This is a genomic window from Alteromonas sp. S015, from assembly GCF_036864485.1.
In the GTDB taxonomy this organism is placed as follows: domain Bacteria; phylum Pseudomonadota; class Gammaproteobacteria; order Enterobacterales; family Alteromonadaceae; genus Alteromonas.
Genome location: NZ_JAZETO010000002.1, coordinates 167,711 through 186,284 on the forward strand (window position 1 = coordinate 167,711; position 18,574 = coordinate 186,284).

18 protein-coding genes are annotated in these 18,574 nt (G+C 44.2%); 11 read left to right on the forward strand and 7 right to left on the reverse strand.

Annotated elements, in window-relative coordinates:
- Positions 1–23: 23 nt before the first annotated feature.
- On the reverse strand, positions 24–239 hold the full coding sequence (gene rpsU, locus V7R42_RS04800; protein ID WP_012517258.1) for a 30S ribosomal protein S21: 216 nt from the start codon (positions 237–239) through the stop codon (positions 24–26).
- Between the two features lie 521 nt (positions 240–760).
- Here rpsU and tsaD point away from each other — a divergent pair.
- Together tsaD and V7R42_RS04810 are read left to right on the forward strand one after the other, a co-directional pair.
- Positions 761–1,804, forward strand: coding sequence for a tRNA (adenosine(37)-N6)-threonylcarbamoyltransferase complex transferase subunit TsaD (tsaD, locus tag V7R42_RS04805; protein ID WP_334019072.1), 1,044 nt, complete (start codon positions 761–763; stop codon positions 1,802–1,804).
- Between the two features lie 175 nt (positions 1,805–1,979).
- Positions 1,980–3,287, forward strand: coding sequence for an alkaline phosphatase family protein (locus tag V7R42_RS04810; RefSeq protein WP_334019073.1), 1,308 nt, complete (start codon positions 1,980–1,982; stop codon positions 3,285–3,287).
- Here the strand turns inward: V7R42_RS04810 and plsY are convergent.
- Entirely contained in the window at positions 3,277–3,879 is a 603-nt protein-coding gene (gene plsY / locus V7R42_RS04815) for a glycerol-3-phosphate 1-O-acyltransferase PlsY (RefSeq protein ID WP_334019074.1), read from the reverse strand. The two genes, V7R42_RS04810 and plsY, sit on opposite strands and share 11 nt — an antisense overlap.
- 292 nt (positions 3,880–4,171) lie before the next feature.
- Between plsY and folB the strand changes: the two genes are divergently transcribed.
- The 4 genes from folB to V7R42_RS04835 all read left to right on the forward strand — a co-directional run bounded on the left by folB (position 4,172) and on the right by V7R42_RS04835 (position 6,349).
- Positions 4,172–4,525 carry a dihydroneopterin aldolase gene (gene folB / locus V7R42_RS04820; protein ID WP_334019075.1) on the forward strand — a complete coding sequence of 118 codons (354 nt, stop codon included), beginning with the start codon at positions 4,172–4,174 and terminating at the stop codon, positions 4,523–4,525.
- Positions 4,525–5,019 (forward strand): 2-amino-4-hydroxy-6-hydroxymethyldihydropteridine diphosphokinase, encoded by a 495-nt coding sequence (folK, locus tag V7R42_RS04825; RefSeq protein ID WP_334019076.1) that lies wholly within the window; start codon positions 4,525–4,527, stop codon positions 5,017–5,019. The genes folB and folK overlap by 1 nt, the downstream gene beginning before the upstream one ends.
- Positions 5,020–5,027: 8 nt before the next feature.
- On the forward strand, positions 5,028–5,828 hold the full coding sequence (locus V7R42_RS04830) for an undecaprenyl-diphosphate phosphatase (protein WP_334019077.1): 801 nt from the start codon (positions 5,028–5,030) through the stop codon (positions 5,826–5,828).
- Positions 5,829–5,977: 149 nt separating this feature from the next.
- On the forward strand, positions 5,978–6,349 hold the full coding sequence (locus tag V7R42_RS04835) for a histidine triad nucleotide-binding protein (RefSeq protein WP_334019078.1): 372 nt from the start codon (positions 5,978–5,980) through the stop codon (positions 6,347–6,349).
- A gap of 81 nt (positions 6,350–6,430) precedes the next feature.
- On the opposite strand, the gene V7R42_RS04840 is transcribed toward V7R42_RS04835, so the two are convergent.
- Positions 6,431–8,125 carry a dipeptidyl-peptidase 3 family protein gene (locus V7R42_RS04840; RefSeq protein ID WP_334019079.1) on the reverse strand — a complete coding sequence of 565 codons (1,695 nt, stop codon included), beginning with the start codon at positions 8,123–8,125 and terminating at the stop codon, positions 6,431–6,433.
- A 443-nt stretch (positions 8,126–8,568) separates the two neighbouring features.
- Between V7R42_RS04840 and V7R42_RS04845 the strand changes: the two genes are divergently transcribed.
- Positions 8,569–9,405, forward strand: a complete 837-nt coding sequence (locus tag V7R42_RS04845; protein WP_334019080.1) for an HDOD domain-containing protein — start codon at positions 8,569–8,571, stop codon at positions 9,403–9,405.
- A gap of 122 nt (positions 9,406–9,527) precedes the next feature.
- Here the strand turns inward: V7R42_RS04845 and V7R42_RS04850 are convergent, their stop codons facing one another.
- Positions 9,528–10,718 (reverse strand): benzoate/H(+) symporter BenE family transporter, encoded by a 1,191-nt coding sequence (locus tag V7R42_RS04850; RefSeq protein ID WP_334019081.1) that lies wholly within the window; start codon positions 10,716–10,718, stop codon positions 9,528–9,530.
- A gap of 180 nt (positions 10,719–10,898) precedes the next feature.
- Here V7R42_RS04850 and V7R42_RS04855 point away from each other — a divergent pair, with 180 nt between their 5' ends.
- The gene (locus V7R42_RS04855; protein WP_334019082.1) at positions 10,899–11,462 is read left to right on the forward strand and encodes a helix-turn-helix domain-containing protein; all 564 of its coding nucleotides are present in this window, start codon (positions 10,899–10,901) and stop codon (positions 11,460–11,462) included.
- A gap of 247 nt (positions 11,463–11,709) precedes the next feature.
- On the opposite strand, the gene V7R42_RS04860 is transcribed toward V7R42_RS04855, so the two are convergent.
- From V7R42_RS04860 to V7R42_RS04870, 3 genes are all read right to left on the reverse strand, one after another.
- Complete coding sequence (locus V7R42_RS04860; RefSeq protein WP_334019083.1) at positions 11,710–12,093, reverse strand: hypothetical protein; 384 nt, start codon at positions 12,091–12,093, stop codon at positions 11,710–11,712.
- A gap of 272 nt (positions 12,094–12,365) precedes the next feature.
- Positions 12,366–13,277 carry a recombination-associated protein RdgC gene (gene rdgC, locus V7R42_RS04865; protein WP_334019368.1) on the reverse strand — a complete coding sequence of 304 codons (912 nt, stop codon included), beginning with the start codon at positions 13,275–13,277 and terminating at the stop codon, positions 12,366–12,368.
- Between the two features lie 129 nt (positions 13,278–13,406).
- Positions 13,407–15,137: a sensor histidine kinase gene (locus tag V7R42_RS04870; RefSeq protein WP_334019084.1), complete on the reverse strand. Its 1,731-nt coding sequence runs from the start codon at positions 15,135–15,137 to the stop codon at positions 13,407–13,409.
- A gap of 254 nt (positions 15,138–15,391) precedes the next feature.
- On the opposite strand from V7R42_RS04870, the gene phoB reads away from it, so the two are divergent.
- The 3 genes from phoB (at position 15,392) to V7R42_RS04885 (ending at position 18,527) form a co-directional block, all read left to right on the forward strand.
- A complete protein-coding gene (phoB, locus tag V7R42_RS04875) occupies positions 15,392–16,081 on the forward strand; it encodes a phosphate regulon transcriptional regulator PhoB (RefSeq protein WP_014997327.1) in 690 nt (229 codons plus the stop codon).
- Positions 16,082–16,180: 99 nt separating this feature from the next.
- Positions 16,181–17,482 carry a phosphate regulon sensor histidine kinase PhoR gene (gene phoR / locus V7R42_RS04880; RefSeq protein WP_334019085.1) on the forward strand — a complete coding sequence of 434 codons (1,302 nt, stop codon included), beginning with the start codon at positions 16,181–16,183 and terminating at the stop codon, positions 17,480–17,482.
- 43 nt (positions 17,483–17,525) lie between these two features.
- Positions 17,526–18,527 carry a PstS family phosphate ABC transporter substrate-binding protein gene (locus V7R42_RS04885; RefSeq protein WP_334019370.1) on the forward strand — a complete coding sequence of 334 codons (1,002 nt, stop codon included), beginning with the start codon at positions 17,526–17,528 and terminating at the stop codon, positions 18,525–18,527.
- Positions 18,528–18,574 lie beyond the last annotated feature (47 nt).

Here is an 18,574-nt window from a genome sequence, read left to right on the forward strand (position 1 = left end):
CAGACTCGTTACTTAACCCTATATTAGTAGAGTTTTACGCGACGTGCGTTTTCACGAGCTAGCTTCTTAAGATGACGCTTCTTAGCGGCAGCTTTCTTGCGCTTGCGTTCCCAAGTTGGCTTTTCGAAGAATTCACGACGACGAACTTCAGAAAGAACACCTGCTTTTTCACAAGAACGCTTAAAACGACGCAGCGCCACATCAAACGGCTCGTTTTCTCTAACTTTAACGATAGGCATTAAACACTCACCTCAAAACTTTTACTGTGTAAATCCGGGTAAAATTGTGCGCTAAAAAGGCCACCCGGGTTAAAAATGGTGCGAAATTCTAATCATATCTACAGAGAAAGTAAAGGATGAATTGCCAAAAAATAGCCAATATTGTGCATTTACCGTTCATTTACCTGTTCACTGGCATTCCATGAATGCAGGATTAAAGGTAAACTCTGCGCTCGTTAAGCTCCGTGTTGTTTAACTCGGCTTGTATAAGCGCCCTTTTCAGAATGTTTTCTTGCTCAATTCCCTTTTGAAAAATGAGTGTTCAAAAGTGTGGAATCAGATGATTCTGACTAGGGTAGTGTTATGATCGCGGCTGGATCATAAAGATGATCGCATCAGATCGCCAGAATTATTTTCTCAGTTTTGGATATTTGCTTAGTCATTATGGCTCTCAACAATTGTGTGAATACGTGTTGTGATAAAAATAAGACAGCAAATCCAAAAACGAAGCATTGAAGTTAGTAGTAAAAGGGTTACTCCCCATGCGTATTTTAGGAATAGAAACATCTTGTGACGAAACTGGCATCGCCGTTTACGACGATGAAAAAGGGTTGCTGTCGCACGAACTATATAGCCAAGTAAAGCTGCACGCAGACTACGGTGGTGTTGTGCCTGAACTTGCCTCACGGGATCATGTGAGAAAGATCATTCCTTTAATTGAAAAGGCTATGGAAGACGCTAACACTCAGCCTTCAGAGATCGACGGCGTTGCTTTTACCCAAGGCCCAGGTTTAGTGGGCGCGTTATTAGTGGGTTCATCAGTAGGACGTTCATTGGCCTACGCGTGGAATGTGCCAGCAGTGGGCGTTCATCATATGGAAGGGCATTTATTAGCGCCTATGCTTGAAGACGACGCACCTGAATTTCCTTTCGTAGCTTTATTGGTTTCAGGTGGCCACTCAATGCTGGTAAAAGTCGAAGGCATTGGTCAATATGAAGTACTTGGCGAGTCTATTGATGACGCTGCAGGGGAGGCATTTGATAAAACGGCTAAATTGCTAGGTCTAGATTACCCTGGTGGTCCTCTATTAGCCAAACTGGCTGAAAAGGGAGAAGCCGGGCATTATAAGTTTCCTCGCCCGATGACCGACCGACCAGGACTAGATTTCAGCTTTAGCGGTCTTAAAACTTTTGCTGCGAACACCATTCGCGATGCTGACCTAACCGATAATGCTAACTTGACCGAAGATGAGGTTGAGCAAATTAAAGCGAATATTGCGTACGCATTCCAAGAGGCCGTCGTTGATACGCTTATCATTAAATGTAAGCGTGCACTGAAGCAGACAGGCATGAAACGCTTAGTTATAGCTGGTGGCGTGAGTGCGAACACTATGCTGCGTAGTGAGATGAAAGCGCTTATGCAAGAGCTTAAAGGTGAGGTGTTTTACCCAAGCTTAGCGTATTGTACAGACAATGGTGCTATGATTGCCTATGCGGGCATGCAGCGTTTGATAGCCGGAGAAACGTTGGCGTTGTCGTCGCAAGCGAAACCGCGCTGGCCCCTTGATACCTTGTCAGCAATTTAAACAGCTAGCGAGTGTAGCAGCGCGTCCTAGAGGCGACATCGTTCATCAATAGGAGTACTGGGCGGTAATTGAGCATAGCAAGCCAATCAGACAAACTATAAGTAAGAGGCAATGAAAGCGCATTTCATTGCCTTTTGTTTTACTAAGAAGAACCTCGAATAAGGACGTAAAAAGCATGCGCATAGTAACAGACGGAACAAAACAAAATGCAACGCGGTTATATTTAGCTTTGTCGCTATTTATTTCTATTTCCTTTGCAGTGCTCACCGCGTCCCATGCATTTGCATCAAGCAAATCACTCTCTATTGAGTCTGAAAGGCAAATGAAGCAAGACCAGTATGTCGTGCTCATTTCTCTTGATGGATTTCGCCACGACTATATCGAGTTACACAACGCTAACCACCTTAATAGCATTGCAAAAAAAGGGGTAAGAGCGTCATCTATGACCCCAGTCTATCCGTCGAATACCTTTCCCAACCACATTTCACTCATTACTGGGTTATTGCCGAAACACCATGGCATTGTAAACAATCGTTTTTATGATAAGTCTCGACCAACGAAAGATGGCTACGCGCAGTATAAACTTGGCTATGGTGGTATGGACAGCACGTGGATTACTGCGACACCGCTTTGGAACTTAGTGGAATATCATGGCATGAAGGCAGCTACCTTTTTTTGGCCTGAGTCTGACTCACGTATATCAGGTGCCTTGCCTAGCTACTTTTACCACTATTCTAAATATGCTGATTACCAGCAACGTGTAGACCAAATTATAGCGTGGTTGAAACTGCCAGAGGTGTCTCGCCCTCGCTTTATTGCAGGCTATTTTTCGCTTACCGATTCGATAGGCCATGATGAAGGCCCTTTTGCCGATAAAACCAATGATGCGGTGCAGGAAGTGGATGCGCTTATCGGTCAACTTTACGAACGCATTAATGCATTGAATTTGCCGGTAAATCTAGTGGTGGTATCAGACCATGGCATGACACCCATAGATGAAAGCCAGCTTATAGAGGTTGAGTCTTTATCTATACCTGATAGCTTCATTACTGAAAATGAGGGAGCGCAAATTCATCTTTACGCTAAAGAAGGCGTGTCTGACAAGCGTGTTCTTGATGAGGTAAAGCGTCTTACTGAGATAGCGGAAAACCGCTACATTGTGCTTGATGATAAGCAGCGCGCAAAGCGACACATGGAAATGGGAAATAGGACCGGCGATATTATTATTGAGATAGCTCCACCTGCACGCTTTAAAAACGCCAACAGCATGCATACTAGTAAAGGTGGGCATGGCTATATGAATACGTTGCCTGATATGGGGGCGACGTTTGTTGCAGTAGGGCCTGCGTTTAAGACAAATATCACCCTACCTGTGTTTAGCAATTTAGAGGTTTATCCTGCGTTGGCCAAAATACTTGGTATTGCGCCAATTACGCCGATAGATGGTAAGTTAGATGTGCTGGAAAAGGCGCTTACTCTTTAACTTTTCCCTTATCCCACACTTTACTTTCATTGCCCGCCATTAGGCGGGTAATGTTGTCTTTATGACGTAAAATGATAAGCAGCGAAAGCATGGCTACCGGAATGGTATACAATGGCTTAATCATAAATGTGAACAGCGGCGCAAGAGATACCGCGATAAGCGCGCCCAATGAAGAATACCCTGTAAGAAACACTGCTACTACCCAACTTAATATTAGCAAACCTGCCAAATCGAGCCCAATGGGGAGCATAGCGCCGAAGGCTGTGGCGACCGCTTTACCGCCTTTAAAGCCAAAATAAAGCGGAAAAATATGGCCTAAGCATGCAAAGATAGCGATCACGCCAAGCATTATTGGCTCTATACCCAAAAAGTAGCTGCCATACACGGGAATGGTGCCTTTTAATATATCCATGACAAGCACAAGTAGCGCTGGAATACGACCGCCCAGTCGATATACATTGGTGGCGCCAGGGTTTAGAGAACCAGCAGTTCTTGGGTCTGGCAACCCAAACAATTGGCTAATAACCACAGCACTTGAAAGTGAGCCAAATAGGTAGGCAACAGCCATCATTAAAAGAGTTAGCGAAATCATTTTTTCATTCTAATTATTAAAAACGTGTAAATAGCATTGCCTTCTTTAAGGTCAAATTTAGAGTGGGCAAGCTCAATAAGCGTTAACCGTATTAAATTGTTAAACCTTGGTTGCTCCAAGTTGTCATACAACGGTATAGTTGTGCCACACAAGCGTAAAGCTACTCCATCCAAACGCGATATACCACCGTTTACCAGCAATATGTGGGTGAAAGCGCAGTAGTAAGACCAGTAGAAAGGCCGGTAGAAATGCCTATGAACTGGTTAATAACAGTACAAGATGAAAAAATTCCATGGGTAAAATTTATATAACAGGGCTTGAAGTGGACACCCTGATTGGTGTTTATGATTGGGAGCGAGTAACAACCACCCAGTTACTTCTTGATGTAACACTTGAAGTCGATTTGCGCGCAGCGATGCAAAGTGACGACGTTGCTGACACGGTAGATTATGCCAAAGTGGCAGCATGCATTGTGGATGTTGGCAAAGAAAGCGCCTTCGAGCTGCTTGAAGCCTTCGGTAGCAAAGTAATGGACGCCGTACTTGCTAATTTTTCGGCTACTTCGATAACCCTGAAAATAGTAAAACCGAACATCCTGCCAAATGCGCAAACCGTTGCCGTTGAAATGCGTAAAGAGCGCGATTAATGTCTGAACATACAATTTTAATCAGTATTGGCTCAAACATTGAGCGCGAATATTACACCAAGCAATCTTTAGTCGCGCTGAAGCAGCATTTCTCTGACGTGTCAGTGTCGTCGGTTTACGAGAGCGAAGCGGTGGGCTTCAACGGCAGCCCGTTTTATAACGCCGCAGTACGTGCGACGACGTCGAAAAGCGTAGAAGAAGTATGCGCGATACTGAAGGCGATAGAGAAAGACAACGGCAGGGTGCATACCGATAAAAAATTCTGCGCCAGAACCCTTGATCTCGATTTGCTTACCTATGATAGTAAGGTAACCTCCACCCCCGTGGTTTTACCTCGCGAAGAAATTTGCTACAACGCGTTCGTGCTTTGGCCGTTAGCTGAACTTGTTCCCAACGACATTCACCCTGAAACGCAAGAAACCTATGCCCAAATGTGGCAAAACTTTGATAAACAGAAACAGCAATTATGGCCAATTGACTTTACTTGGAGTTAGGCAAGGGAATGACACTTTTTGAAATTATAATTCTAGCAATTATTCAGGGCGTTACTGAGTTTCTTCCTATCAGTAGTTCTGGGCACTTGCTGCTACCCGCTGAACTTTTCGGCTGGGTAAGCCAAGGCTTAGCGTTTGACGTAGCCGTTCATGTGGGAAGCCTGCTGGCGGTTATGCTCTATTTTCGTCAAGAAATAGCGCAGATGGCGGTGGCGTGGGTAACACAAGGGTTTAGCAAACAGCAGACCACAGACAGTAAGCTCGCGTGGTACGTGATTGTGGCAACTATTCCCGCCGTTATAATTGGTTTTTTAATGAAAGGGTGGATAGAGGAAAATGCACGTACGGCGCTGGTAATCGCGGCTACCACCATTATTTTTGGCTTGTTGCTCTGGTACGCCGATGCCACTGCAAAACGGGAACAGGAGCTCGAAAGGCTGACGCTAAAGCAAGCTATCTATATTGGGGTTGCCCAAGTGTTGGCGCTCATTCCGGGGACATCTCGCTCAGGTATTACTATGACCGCTGGTTTGATGTTAGGCCTAAAGCGCGAAGCGTGTGCACGTTTTTCTTTTTTACTGTCTATTCCTGTCATCTTAGGCGCGGGGCTATTAGCCACTTTGGACCTGCTTAATGCCAACGAAGCGGTAGATTGGTATGCACTACTTTGTGGCGCGGCGTTTTCATTTGTAAGTGCCTACCTTTGTATCTATTTGTTCCTGAGTTGGATATCGCGTATCGGCATGTTGCCTTTCGTTATCTATCGCTTGGCATTAGGCACAGTGCTACTGTGGTTTGTTTTCGCATAAGTAAAGAAAACCGGGCGTAAAATTTCGACAAAGTTACGCCCTGGCGAAAAAGAAAACACTTAAGTTTGAACCTTATAATTAGGTTAGCTAGTGAGTTTTAAACATTGCAGATGTAATTGGTAAACACCTCATTGGAAGGGAAGTGAGACATGGCAGAAACAATATTTGATAAAATTATCAGCAAGAAAATCCCTGCGGATATTTTGTACGAAGATGAATTGGCGCTGGCGTTTAAAGATATAAATCCTCAGGCTCCAACTCACTTTTTGGTTATCCCGAAAAAGCAAATTGCGACGGTAAATGATATTGCAGAAGAAGATCGAGAAGTGGTGGGACACTTGTCATTTGTTGCAGCAAAAATTGCAAAGGAACAAGGGTTTGCTGACCAAGGCTTTCGTACTGTAATGAATTGCAATGAATATGGTGGTCAAACGGTATATCACATTCACTTACATGTGTTGGCAGGCAAACCGCTGGGCTGGCCTCCTTATACTGAAAACATGAAGCAGCACGTAGAGTAGCGTGGAAAGATAAGAATACAAAAATGCCGCTCTCGATAGTTATCTCAGGGCGGCATTTTATTTAATGAGTACAGTGCTTACTTAGTCAGCAAGCCCCAGCACTTTCTTACCTTGGTTGAAGTGAATATCAACCGGAATGCTCGCTGCTTCCAGACGTGCTAAATCCGAAGCAAGATCAGGCTTAATTACACCCATAGTTTCTACTAGCTTCGCTACGCCGTCGTAATCGCCGTCACCTTGTAGCGTAAGAATTAGTTCAGATAGCGCTTCTACAGCGGCGCCCATCTTCTCCATATTTACTCGATACATGCCGTCTTCTGTTTTCTCGAAGGCGCCCTGCTGGGCAAAGAAGTTGAAGCGGATCATGTTCGCTTTTCCATGAGCTGAGCTTGCACCAAACCGCACTGAACGGAAAATTCCTGCCATGAAAGTAACATAGTAGTCTTCTAGCGTACCTTCGGTAATTTCACCTTTTTCAAGAAGGCTTTGCACCATGTATAGGCCCAGAATATCCGCTTTACCTTCTTCTAGCGCTGACGCATGTTCTTTAAGTGCGCCGCGTACGGTGCCTGAACCATCTAAGGTATTCTTAATGCCTAAACCGTGCGCAACTTCGTGAAACATGGTGTTTGCGAAAAATGCGTCGAACGTAATGTGTTCACGTTGCTCTGGTACAATTAAGGTATCGGCAATTGGCACCAAAATAGTATCGAACTTTGCACGCATCGCGTTTTTTAGCTGAAGGCGGCGGGTGCCTTTTTCTAACTGCACTCGCTCATCATTTGGTAAGTTAATCGCAATGGTTTTACTGCCTGCATTAGAGTGACCGGCATAATAAATAACGTCATAAGCGTTAAGGTCTGCATCAGAACCTGGCATTTCCGCTTTGTATGCGTCAGCAACCGGAAGGCCTTGCTGCAATTCAGGTAAAAAAGCCGCGTATTTTGCAAGCTTTTCACTCCAAGCCAAATCTTTAATCAGTACATAGGCCTCAAATGCCGCACGATAGCCAAAGAGTTGATCTTCATAGCTTTCAATGGGGCCGATAACCAATTCAACAGGGTTGGTCTTCATATCCATCCAAGCCATATCAGAAGCAAGGTAATCGTTCGACAATAGGGCTTCAGAACGCAGCTGCAAATATTGTTTGAAGCTTTCATCTTCAGCAAGCTGCGATGCTTTTTTAAGTAACTCAGACGCCTTCATTAGCTCACTCTTGAATGCTTCAGAGTAAGGTACTGTATAAAGATTGCCAGCTTCATCGCGCTTAACAATGGAGTAAAGACCTTGCTTATCGCTAAAGTCTGCCGTGGCAAATTCTTCCTTTTCCATATCGTGAGGGTAAAATTCAGCACCCAGCGCTTTGTCTTCATAACCGCTGATAAAAGGCGTGTCGCCGTTTAGACGATCCCAAGGGCCATAATTTATTTTTGCAAAGTGACGTACCTTCTCGTTGTTAATGGAGGAGAGAAAGGCATCTTTATCGTCAAAAAACGCTTGTTTCCAAAACAAATCGTCCATAATTTTCGACGCATCAATTAATAGTGAAAGCATCTGACGTTGATTATCACCAAGGTGTGACAAATCGCTGGTAAGGTCCACACCGTGGTAAATAGACAAGCGAGACTCATCAACAAGTAAAGTTTGTTCTGCTGCAGTTTCAGGTTTTGCCGTTTTAGTTTGCGTTGTATCGGCGCTTTTGCTGCACGCAGTTAGCATAAATAAACCCGCTACTGCCGCAGCAATAGGAGAGTACGTAGAAATTATTTTTTTCATAATGACTTTTACCATGTCGTTAAACCGCACTGTTTCACATTATATGGGGCGGCAAATAGATAGCTCACTATAGCTATGCTTTTGATTTAATACAAAAGTATGAAAGATATTTGTTTAATATCGATAGTGGTTTGTTACTAGTTGTCTATACTTTAAGTAAGCTCTGGTGGTTCTGCCCTTGCTAATGAATCGCATCGACCCTGTATTTTTTTAGTTGGTCGAAACTAAAGAGCTACTATAGTATGGTGATAGAAATTTCATAATAAAACAATAAACGGTTTGTATTTTAGTGTGGACATAGGCGCCTATGTAAGTTGACGCACGGAATGCAAAAAACATCGAATCTACTTTGGTCATCGGGTTTACTGGTGGTTGAAATGGTTAATTGATAAAGCAACCTATCGCCTTCACAAGGCTATTTGGAACTTTCTAAGGGTAGAAATATGTCTACACAGAACGCGCTCTCAACCATCTTGGTTGAAAAGATAAACAATGACACGCTCGTCCTCCCCACGCTTCCTGCAATTGCATTAAAAGTCCGCAAAGCAGCAGATGATCCCGACATTAATTTAAGCGCGATGGGTGACGTGGTTGGTCAAGACCCATCGCTTAGTGCAAGAATGATTAAAATTGCAAACAGCGCTTACATGGGGCGCAGCGTAAAAGTTACGTCTATTAGTCAAGCGGTGACTCGAATAGGCTTACGCCAAATTAAAAACATTTCTACGGCGTTGGCTATGGAACAGCTATTCGTTTCTAAGAACGACATAGTCGCACGCTATTTGCAGCAAGAGTGGGCGAATACAGTGAATATCGTTGCTCATTCAATGGCGGTGCTTCAACTTTACATAGCACGTACGAAAAAGCGCGAAATGAGTATGGATACCATGACATTAGCGGCGCTGGTTCACAACATTGGTGTTCTGCCTATTTTAACTGAAGCTGAGCGTCATCCTGAAGTTTTTGCGAACCCTTCTTTCCTTGAAGTGGCAATTGACAAATTAGCAGGTCGCATTGGTGCAAGCATTATGACTGAATGGGGATTCGGTGAAACATTCGTTAATGTTTCAAAAAATTGGAAAGACCTAAGTTATATGCCTGAAGAGTTAACTTACATTGACTTCGTTCGTGTTGGTGCAGCAGTCTCTGGTGCAATAGACAGTCAAAAAGATGCCATCTTAAACTTAGCGATTCAGCGTGGTGTGGTTGAAGATATGGGCGAGCTTCACTCTGACGAGTTTGAAGAGCTTACAAACGCCGCGAAGCAAATCTTCTTGTAAGTATTTTTACACAATAACGAGTTATACATTACTGCTTGGGCCGATACTAGGGGGTATCCTTAGTATCGGCTTTTTTGTTAATTGAAGGCGGCGTGAATGAGAGCTAAATTTAACAATCAACATTACGCGTAGTTAGGTGTCTTTTGAATATAAAGCAGCAATAACCCTAGTCCTAATCCCCACACCGCTGAGGTCATTGAAAATAAACTAAATCCTGACGCTGTGCACAGTAAGGTAAGCAATGCAGGGGCTCTGTGATGTTCAACTTCCATAGCGCGAACTAATGCCCCTTGCAGCGTAGCCAACAGGGCTAGCCCGGCCAGTAAATGAATGATGATACTGGGCATACTGACAAAGAGTGCAACCACCACAGACGCTAAAAGCCCCATAAATAAATACGCTACGCCAGCTGCTATAGCCGCTTTATAGCGCTGCGATTTTTCACTATCCGCTTGCTCCCCCATACATAATGCCGCCGTTATTGCCGCTAAGTTAAAGGTAAAGCCGCCGAACGGTGCTAAAAAAGCTTGAACAACAGCAATACCTGACAAAATTGGTTTGTGGTTGGGCGTATAACCATGGGCGTGATGAATAGCAATGCCAGGCAGGTTTTGAGAAAGCGTGGTAATAAGAAAAAGGGGAAATGCTAATCCAATGGCAGCACTAAGTGAGAAAGTGGGCGTAACCCAAATGGGCTCGGGTAGGGTAAACATTGGTGACAGCGCTAATGAGTCGCTAGGTAAAGTAACCATACCGTTTGCACTGCTCATAAACAAGCTGATGGCCACAGACATGAACAGCAGCAACAGCATAAGATAACGGGGGAACAGTCGGCTTCCTACCAAATAAGCAGCGATAAATGACGCAACTAAGTACGGAGCGTCATTAACATCACTGAATATTGCAAGGCATATAGGTAAGAGAATTCCGGCCAAAAGCGCCGATGAAATTGCAGGAGGAATCCGACTTATTTGTTTAAGCAGGCTACGGCTTTGCGCTGTTACAAGAGAAAGCAATGCGCAAAGTATAAATGCACCAATGGCTTCACTTAAGCGATAGTCGCCGATACTCGTTAACAAAAAGGCCGCTCCTGGGGTAGACCATGCGGTAACAATGGGCAGTTTAGAAAGCCATGAGAAAAGAATGCAGGTAGTGCCCATACCCAGCCCAAGCGCAAACAACCAACTCACTACCATGTCTTCGCTGGCACCGGCTTTACGCGCTACATCTATAATAATGACTACAGAGCTACTATAGCCTACCGTAACGGCGGTAAGCCCAGCGCTGATATGGCTGATCTTCCATTTACTCATGAAAATACCCAAGCTTAAACAGTGGTTTGAAATCCATAACACAAAAAACGCACTTAGCGTTCATCGAATGTGCTAACCTAACTCGCTTGTGCGCTATAACGCACAAAGTGTAACTTATCACTTGTGCGTTATAGCGCACAAGTGAGTTAGTAATATCGACGGAAAAAAGGCATTGATTAAATGACAAAAGCGAATACGCAGCCCTCTGTTATTTCAAAGAGCATTGCAGTGCACCTGCAGTCTGTTCGAAAAGCTAGGGGGCTTTCCCTTGATAAAACAGCGCAATTGACGGGGGTGTCTAAAGCCATGTTGGGGCAGATAGAGCGCGGCGAGTCTAGCCCTACTATCGCTATCCTGTGGAAAATAGCCACAGGCCTTGAATGTTCGTTTTCTTCCTTCTTATCATCTGGCGAGACAGCGTTTAGTTCTCAACACGCCGATAATAAGTTCGCTAACGACCCAAACGTAACCATTAAGACGTTATTTCCTTTTAACTCGGTCACCCAGTTTGAAATGTTTGAACTTTGCTTAACGGACTTTCATGAGCAGCACTCTTCGGCCCATCAAATAGGTGTAATTGAACATATTCACGTATTGCAAGGAAAATTGGGTGTTTTACAAGACGGTCAGTGGCAAACCTATCAGGCACAAGAGCAATGTTTGTTACGTGCGGATCAGCCTCATGGTTATCGAGATCAACTCGGGGAAACGCGCTTTATCGTGGTGATTCACTACCCAGGCTGAACCGTAAATATAGACTTTTAAAGTGAAGATTCGCGTAAGTATTAAAGAAGGCATATCTGTCAATTTTTGGTGGATAAAAATAAAAGGACTAAGGTTAAAAGGGGGGACACTCATATTCATCAGTTCACGGAAGTAATTTGAAACGTGCCACCAATCCATGAATCATTGAGAGGCACATGGGTGTTTACTAAAGCGCGTATTCGAAAAAACATAACCGGCCAGAAGGTGCTCTGGCCGATATCGGTATTTATCGCTTGGTACGACACGTAACAGTAGATAATAATTTATAGCACCGATTGGCGCTTCCCGAGTCTCTGCTCACCCAGTTCCCTTGTCCAGTGTAATCCATATAGGTAGACTCATCTTCACCACATGTAGTGGTATAAGTAACAGCGAAGTCAAAGTTGTTAACCCGACAAAACCCAAAGGCTTTAGCGTCAGCGGCGCTGTTTACATTGGGTTGCCCAGCCACCGTTGATGGAATAGACCCCCCTTCAGCCCATATTGGTTGCTTATAACCATATTCGTTAAATATCCTTATGTCATAAAGTACTACATCTGACGCCGCGGCTGCCTGACTAGGCGTAATTACCCCGTACAAGAATAAAACTAACAATGATATCGCTTTCATTTATTACTCCTTTAATTAATTTAAATTGATGCGTGTGCATCAATTTAAGTATTACGTAGGTAATAAAATGAGTTGTGAAAGTTTCGTGAAGAATGGATGAATATAAGTGTGGTTCATGAGCAGAGAGTTTTACATACACTACTTTAAATATGTTTGAAAACCTGTGAGAAGACAGCTGTAGTAACAGTCATAAAAATAGTGAAGTCGCCTCGAGTGCAATATAGAATGGGCGAACGAGAGCGCCTTTAGAGAGCGCTCACAAAGTACGCGGATTACAAACTATCGTCGTTAAGATTAAGGGCACCACGAAGGAAATTAAGCAGCGTACAAATTTCGGCAGACATTAGCGCAAACTCTGCGTCAAGGCGCGCTTCTACCTGGTCTTTTGGCACGTCGTCAGTTTCTTCTTTAATGCGGTCAGTGAACTTAATACGTTTAATGGCGCCATCCTCACACATAATCGCCGTTAACGTCTCTGCATATTCGAATGCGACCTTTTGAACCAGCTTACCTGCATCTAAATGAATACTGATTTCTTCGCTGTCTAGCGGTTGATTCTTACAGCGAATAACGCTGCCGGTGTCATCGGTAGATTTAAGCTCTGCTTCTTCAAGTAAGCTCACTCCTTCTGGCGTTGATTCTGTAACCCAATGTGTAAGTTCACTTTGAAGGCTTCTGCGCGTAAAAGGTACTACTGGAAGTGAGCCAATGGCCTTTCTTACCATGGCTAAAAAGGCTTCGGCTTTGCCGTCTGATGATGCGTCAACCACTACTAAGTTGTCAGCAAGCGAAATAAAACCGTGAGTGTAGGTGTTTTTTGTAAATGCCTGTGGCAGCAAGCGGGTTTGAATTTCTTGTTTAAGATCTGCCTTGGCTTTTTTGCCAACTGGCGAGCCCGTTTCCATTTCAATTTTAGCCACCATTTCGTCAAGCTCGGCATTTACCACCGCACCGGGCAAGATCTTTTCTTGTTTCTTAAGTGTTATCCAAAAACGCTGTTGAACAACATGAAACATGGTGCCTTGCTTGCCCGCCTGAGAAAACGGAGAGGCAAATCCCATGGTTGCTAAATCTTGGCTGCCGCATGGGCGAAAAGCATGCTCATTAAGGGCGCGCTCTAAATCGCCCTCGTCTAGCGATAGCGGCTGAGTAATTTGATAGGCTTTTACATTTTTAAACCACATAGTGTAAGCATTCTCTTGATAAAAATAGGGCGCAAGCGTACCAATGTACGACATGCGGTGCAATGGAATAAAAGGTCCTGGAAAGCGTGCTTATTACAGGTTCCTTAGATAGGTTGCGACAAAAATGCTTTAAGCATTTTTTTTCGGAAAGCGAATAGTGTACTTCAAGCCATTGCCACGAGTGCTATGCGCTTCGATATGGCCATGCAATGACTGCGTGACTAGATTATACATAATATGTGTGCCTAAGCCGCTGCCACCTTCTCCGCGTTTAGTGGTAAAGAACGCATCAAATAATTTGCTCAACTCTTCTTCGCTTAGTCCTCTGCCATCATCTTGATAGTGGATCACAACGTTATTGCCATCTTCTTTTACGTCAAGTGTTACCGTGCCGACAGCTTTACCTTCGAAGCCATGCGTAATGGAGTTAACAACCATATTTGTAACGATTTGAGCGATGGCGCCGGGGGCGCAAGTCACCACTAAATTGTCAGAGCAGGATACGTCGATTCTGTGTTTAGTATGTTTGAAGCTTGGTTTTAACGATTGAATGATTTCGTTAATGTAATCGCCTAAAACAAACTCGCGCTCGGTTTCACTGGTTTGGTCAACGGCCACTTGTTTAAAGCTGGCAATAAGGTCTGACGCGCGCTCCAGATTACTTAAAAGTAAAAGTGCCGTTTGCTCAGCTTCATCAATAAAGCTTGCCATATTTTTGCTAGTCAGGCTTTTATCTTCAAAGTCTGTCTTTAAGTTATTAAGTCGCTCTTGTAGAAAACTCGCTGCAGTAACACTTACGCCTAATGGCGTGTTCACGTCGTGCGCGATTCCGGCAACAAGGCCGCCAAGCGACGCCATCCGCTCTGACTCTACTAGCTGCTCTTGTGCTTGATGAAGCGTATCCATTGAACTGGCGAGTTCTTGGTTACGCTTGCGAAGTTCTGCTTCTATGTACTGGCGATTTTCGTTTTCCTGACGAAGCTCCCTCTGATGAGCAATCAGCTCGTCTTTTTGCTGCTCTAAATCGAGCATGATCTGAGACAAAGACGCCGTTTTCTTTGCTACCTCTTGTTCTAAAATTAAGTTCTGATCGTCTAGTTTTTTGTTGGCAAGGGTGAGTTCGTTTTGTGCGTCCTTCAGCTTATTATTCGAAATAATAAGGTCATCAATAACGTGGTTATAAGATTCTTTAAGCTGTAACAGTTCGTTATCATCATCGAGCTTAATGGTGAGCTTACTTTCTTCTGGATGCTGAGGGTCGAAATTCCCCATTTGTTCGGTAATGGTCTGCAGAGGTTCAGAAAGCATGGTGCGAAATGCGGTCATGAACAAGAAGACGAGAAATGTTGTTTTTACTAAAGCATTACCGATAAGAAAAAATACGCCCACTTCAATACGACTAAAAATAGTATCAAAGCTAGAGTATAAGGTGACATCGCCGACGGTAGATTCGCGACCAGAGAATTTGAACACTAATGGGAAGCTGTAGCTAAATACGCCGCCAGGATGATCTTCAATTATTTCACGGTCAACCGGAGCGTTGGAACGCTGAGCGCGAATGCCGTATTCTGCAATGTAGTTGCCGTTTTCACCACGAACTTGAAGCCCTTCAACAATGGGCAGCGACATAAGGCCTTCGGCGATGGCTCGCACTTGGTCATGGTTAAGTTCCCATAAGGCGCGGGTTAAACTGGAGGAAAAGGTGTTTTTTAGCGTTTGAAGCTCGCCTTCAACGTGATTTTTGGTACTAAGGTATTCTGTAAAAATTTGTCCTACTGTTACGAGCAGCGTGAGAGAAAAGTACACTGATAACACTCTGGCTAAGAGTTTCCTTGATAACCCTGTCTTGACCGCAGCCATCGATAAACACACCCCTGTTACATCAGACCTTTTGAATCACCGACATCGCCTGGCAGTTGCTCACCTTTGCAACGATAACAGTCGGTTTTGTGTAATTTCAAGAATATGCGTAATCGTCTGAATAAACAAGATTATGTATTTAAACTTTGGAACAAGTTTGTATTAAACTTGACACATAAATGTAATGGTTTTAATAAAACTGTCACAGACCACATTAATAATAACGGCGTTTAAAAATGAGCAGGAATATTACGATGTCTCGTACAGTGTTGGTGGTTGAGGACGAAGCGCCTATCCGTGAAATGCTTAAGTTTGTGCTTGAGCAATCTGGTTTTAATATTATAGAAGCCGAAGATTTCGACATCGCGCAAGAAAAAATTTGCGAACCTTACCCAGATTTAATCTTATTAGATTGGATGTTACCGGGAGGTAGTGGTGTTCAGCTGGCTAAAAGTTTAAAGCAGCACGAGTTTACTCGTGACATCCCGGTCATTATGCTTACAGCACGAGGCGAAGAAGAAGACAAAATTCGCGGCCTAGATGCGGGCGCTGATGACTATGTCACTAAGCCTTTCTCACCGAAGGAACTTGTGGCAAGAATTAAAGCAGTAATGCGACGAGTGACACCCACATCAAGTGAGGAGCCTATTGAATTCAATGGTCTTAAGCTTGAACCGGTATCACATCGCGTGATGGCGAATGATGAACCGTTAGACATGGGGCCTACCGAGTTTAAGTTGTTGCACTTCTTTATGACCCATCCAGAGCGTGTCTACAGCCGAGAACTATTATTAGACAATGTTTGGGGAACCAACGTTTACGTAGAAGATAGAACGGTTGATGTTCATATTCGACGTCTACGCAAGGCTATCTCTCGCCACGGACATGATGCTATGATCCAAACAGTGCGCGGTGCGGGCTACCGTTTTTCTACAAAGCTGTAATAATTAAAATAATGGGGAGTAGCACGATGTTGTTCCCTGATTGTCTTTGCGCCCAACGGGCGTGCGCCTGTTTCCACCTTTAACAACGCGAGTTATTTCATGTATTACCCGTTCTCTTGGTTGAGAAGTACATTGCGCTTAGTGCTATTCCTTGTGGTTTTTGCGCTAGTCGGGTGGTATTTAGATGACATGTTATTTGCCGTGGCTATTGGCGCAACACTACTGCTGTTATTTAACTACTGGCATCTTTATAAGTTAAACCGCTGGTTATGGCACAGTCGAAAAATGTCTCCGCCTACCGTGCGTGGTGTGTGGGAACATATCTATGAAGGGATTTATTACCTTCAACGCCGTAACCGCAATAAGCGTAAAGAGCTCGGCGAATTGGTTAAACGCTTTAGAGAGGGCTCTGAAGCCTTGCCTGATGCGGCCGTTGTGGTCGATGCCAAGGCTTGTATTATCTGGTGTAACCGCCTTGCACGTTTGGATTTAGGGCTTAAATGGCCGCAAGATTCTGGGCGCCGTATTGACAACTTGTTGCGCCACCCAGAATTTATTCAGTACTTTCACGCGGGCAATTACAAATACCCCATTGAAGTGCCGTCGCCTACTAATCCAAACAAAACTTTCGAATACCGGATTATGCCCTATGGCGATGAGCACCTGCTGCTGATTGCCCGTGATATAACGCGCGTTTCTCAACTTGAAGAAATGCGTAAAGACTTTGTGGCGAATGTGTCGCATGAGTTGCGCACGCCGCTAACAGTCATTAACGGATACCTTGAAATCCTTCCCATTGACGAAGGCTCTGACCCGTTTATGCAAAAAGCGATGAAAGAAATGACCTCGCAAACCCAGCGTATGCAAAACTTGATTGAAGACTTGTTAGTGCTATCACGCATTGAAGCAAGTTCGGAGCGCATCTATGAAAATGTTGTGAATATTCCTGTGGTTCTTAAACAAGTTGAGCGGGAAGCGCAGGCGCTTAACAAAGAAAAAAAACACACAATAAACTTCCACATTGATAAGGAACTCTATGTTTTTGGTGTGGAAACCGAGCTTCGAAGCGCATGTTCAAATCTGGTTTTCAATGCGGTTCACTACACCCCTGCAGGTGGTGAAATTAATGTGTACTGGCAACGTAAACCAAATGGCGCCCAATTTTCTGTAGTAGATAATGGTGATGGTATTGAGCAAAACCATCTTAATCGCCTGACTGAGCGTTTTTATCGTGTAGATAAAGCGCGCTCTCGTAAAACTGGTGGTTCAGGCTTAGGTCTTTCCATTGTAAAACATGTACTAAGCCATCATAATTCTCGTTTAGAGGTAACCAGCACATTAGGCGAAGGCAGCAACTTTTCTTTTGTGCTGGATAACGAGTTGATTGCAGAGCAACTTTAACTTTAAGAAGCGAGAAGTATTGGTGAACAAAAAGCATGACAAGATGAAAGGGCAAAGCTATCGTCTTTCAAAGTTACTTATAGTAACAAGCTTATTGTTATCACTAGGAGCATTTGCTAACCCTCAAAATACACAAAGCTCGTCATCGGTTTATAGCACTTACAAAGTACCAGCCTATGAACGCCAGCCGGGGGTGGCAGGAAAAATATCCTCAGTGGGCTCAGACACGCTGGCAAACTTAATGACCTTTTGGTCGCAGGAGTTCAAAACTCTTTATCCTCAGGTAGGCTTTCAGATACAAGCGTCTGGTTCGTCCACCGCACCGCCAGCACTGATTGAAGGTACTGCCACCATAGGCCCAATGAGCCGAGAATTAAAACCCAGTGAAATACGCGACTTTACAAGAACTCATGGTTATCCACCTACGGTATTAAAAGTGGCGATGGATGCCATCGCCATTTTTGTGGATAGACGCAACCCGCTGCCGGGGATGACTCTTGAGCAAGTTGATGCGGTATTTTCTGAGACCCAGTTTTGTGGCAGCAAAACAGCTATTACCAATTGGTCTCAGCTTGGGGTTAGCGATATAGGCTATCGCTCCCCTATAAGGCTTTATGGCCGAAATTCAGTATCAGGGACTTATGGCTTGTTTAAAGTGATGGCGCTGTGCGACGGAGACTTCAAGAATACGGTTAATGAGCAACCTGGCTCTGCTTCGGTGGTATTGTCTGTCGCCAGTGGCACAGGTGCGATCGGCTATGCCGCTTACGGTTACAAAACCGCGGGCGTTCGCGCTTTGCCCTTAGGTGAGTCGCTAGATAAGCTCATTCCTCTTTCAACGGATACCGTGCGTAACGAAACGTACCCGTTTGCCCGTTTTCTATATTTAGTTATAAATAAGAAGCCCGGTGAGCCTTTACCTACTCTGGAAAGGGAGTTCTTACGCTACATATTGTCACAGGAAGGGCAGCAGCAAGTGTTAAGAGATGGGTATTTTCCTATTCGTGAAGACGTACTGGTACGCCAACGTCGATTATTGGAATAGAGAAGTAAACTTAGAAATCGCTTCATCAGCCGCTAAAAGCAAAGGGA

What these genes read in the sequence shown, in the direction of transcription:
- V7R42_RS04870 (WP_334019084.1), bottom strand. Translation starts at nt 15,137, where the DNA reads ATGGCTGCGGTCAAGACAGGGTTATCAAGGAAACTCTTAGCCAGAGTG.
- rdgC (WP_334019368.1), bottom strand. Translation starts at nt 13,277, where the DNA reads ATGTGGTTTAAAAATGTAAAAGCCTATCAAATTACTCAGCCGCTATCG.
- V7R42_RS04840 (WP_334019079.1), bottom strand. Translation starts at nt 8,125, where the DNA reads ATGAAAAAAATAATTTCTACGTACTCTCCTATTGCTGCGGCAGTAGCG.
- plsY (WP_334019074.1), bottom strand. Translation starts at nt 3,879, where the DNA reads ATGATTTCGCTAACTCTTTTAATGATGGCTGTTGCCTACCTATTTGGC.
- V7R42_RS04810 (WP_334019073.1), top strand. Translation starts at nt 1,980, where the DNA reads ATGCGCATAGTAACAGACGGAACAAAACAAAATGCAACGCGGTTATAT.
- folK (WP_334019076.1), top strand. Translation starts at nt 4,525, where the DNA reads ATGTCTGAACATACAATTTTAATCAGTATTGGCTCAAACATTGAGCGC.
- phoR (WP_334019085.1), top strand. Translation starts at nt 16,181, where the DNA reads ATGTATTACCCGTTCTCTTGGTTGAGAAGTACATTGCGCTTAGTGCTA.
- rpsU (WP_012517258.1), bottom strand. Translation starts at nt 239, where the DNA reads ATGCCTATCGTTAAAGTTAGAGAAAACGAGCCGTTTGATGTGGCGCTG.
- V7R42_RS04860 (WP_334019083.1), bottom strand. Translation starts at nt 12,093, where the DNA reads ATGAAAGCGATATCATTGTTAGTTTTATTCTTGTACGGGGTAATTACG.
- phoB (WP_014997327.1), top strand. Translation starts at nt 15,392, where the DNA reads ATGTCTCGTACAGTGTTGGTGGTTGAGGACGAAGCGCCTATCCGTGAA.
- V7R42_RS04830 (WP_334019077.1), top strand. Translation starts at nt 5,028, where the DNA reads ATGACACTTTTTGAAATTATAATTCTAGCAATTATTCAGGGCGTTACT.
- folB (WP_334019075.1), top strand. Translation starts at nt 4,172, where the DNA reads ATGGGTAAAATTTATATAACAGGGCTTGAAGTGGACACCCTGATTGGT.
- tsaD (WP_334019072.1), top strand. Translation starts at nt 761, where the DNA reads ATGCGTATTTTAGGAATAGAAACATCTTGTGACGAAACTGGCATCGCC.
- V7R42_RS04885 (WP_334019370.1), top strand. Translation starts at nt 17,526, where the DNA reads ATGAAAGGGCAAAGCTATCGTCTTTCAAAGTTACTTATAGTAACAAGC.
- V7R42_RS04855 (WP_334019082.1), top strand. Translation starts at nt 10,899, where the DNA reads ATGACAAAAGCGAATACGCAGCCCTCTGTTATTTCAAAGAGCATTGCA.
- V7R42_RS04850 (WP_334019081.1), bottom strand. Translation starts at nt 10,718, where the DNA reads ATGAGTAAATGGAAGATCAGCCATATCAGCGCTGGGCTTACCGCCGTT.
- V7R42_RS04845 (WP_334019080.1), top strand. Translation starts at nt 8,569, where the DNA reads ATGTCTACACAGAACGCGCTCTCAACCATCTTGGTTGAAAAGATAAAC.
- V7R42_RS04835 (WP_334019078.1), top strand. Translation starts at nt 5,978, where the DNA reads ATGGCAGAAACAATATTTGATAAAATTATCAGCAAGAAAATCCCTGCG.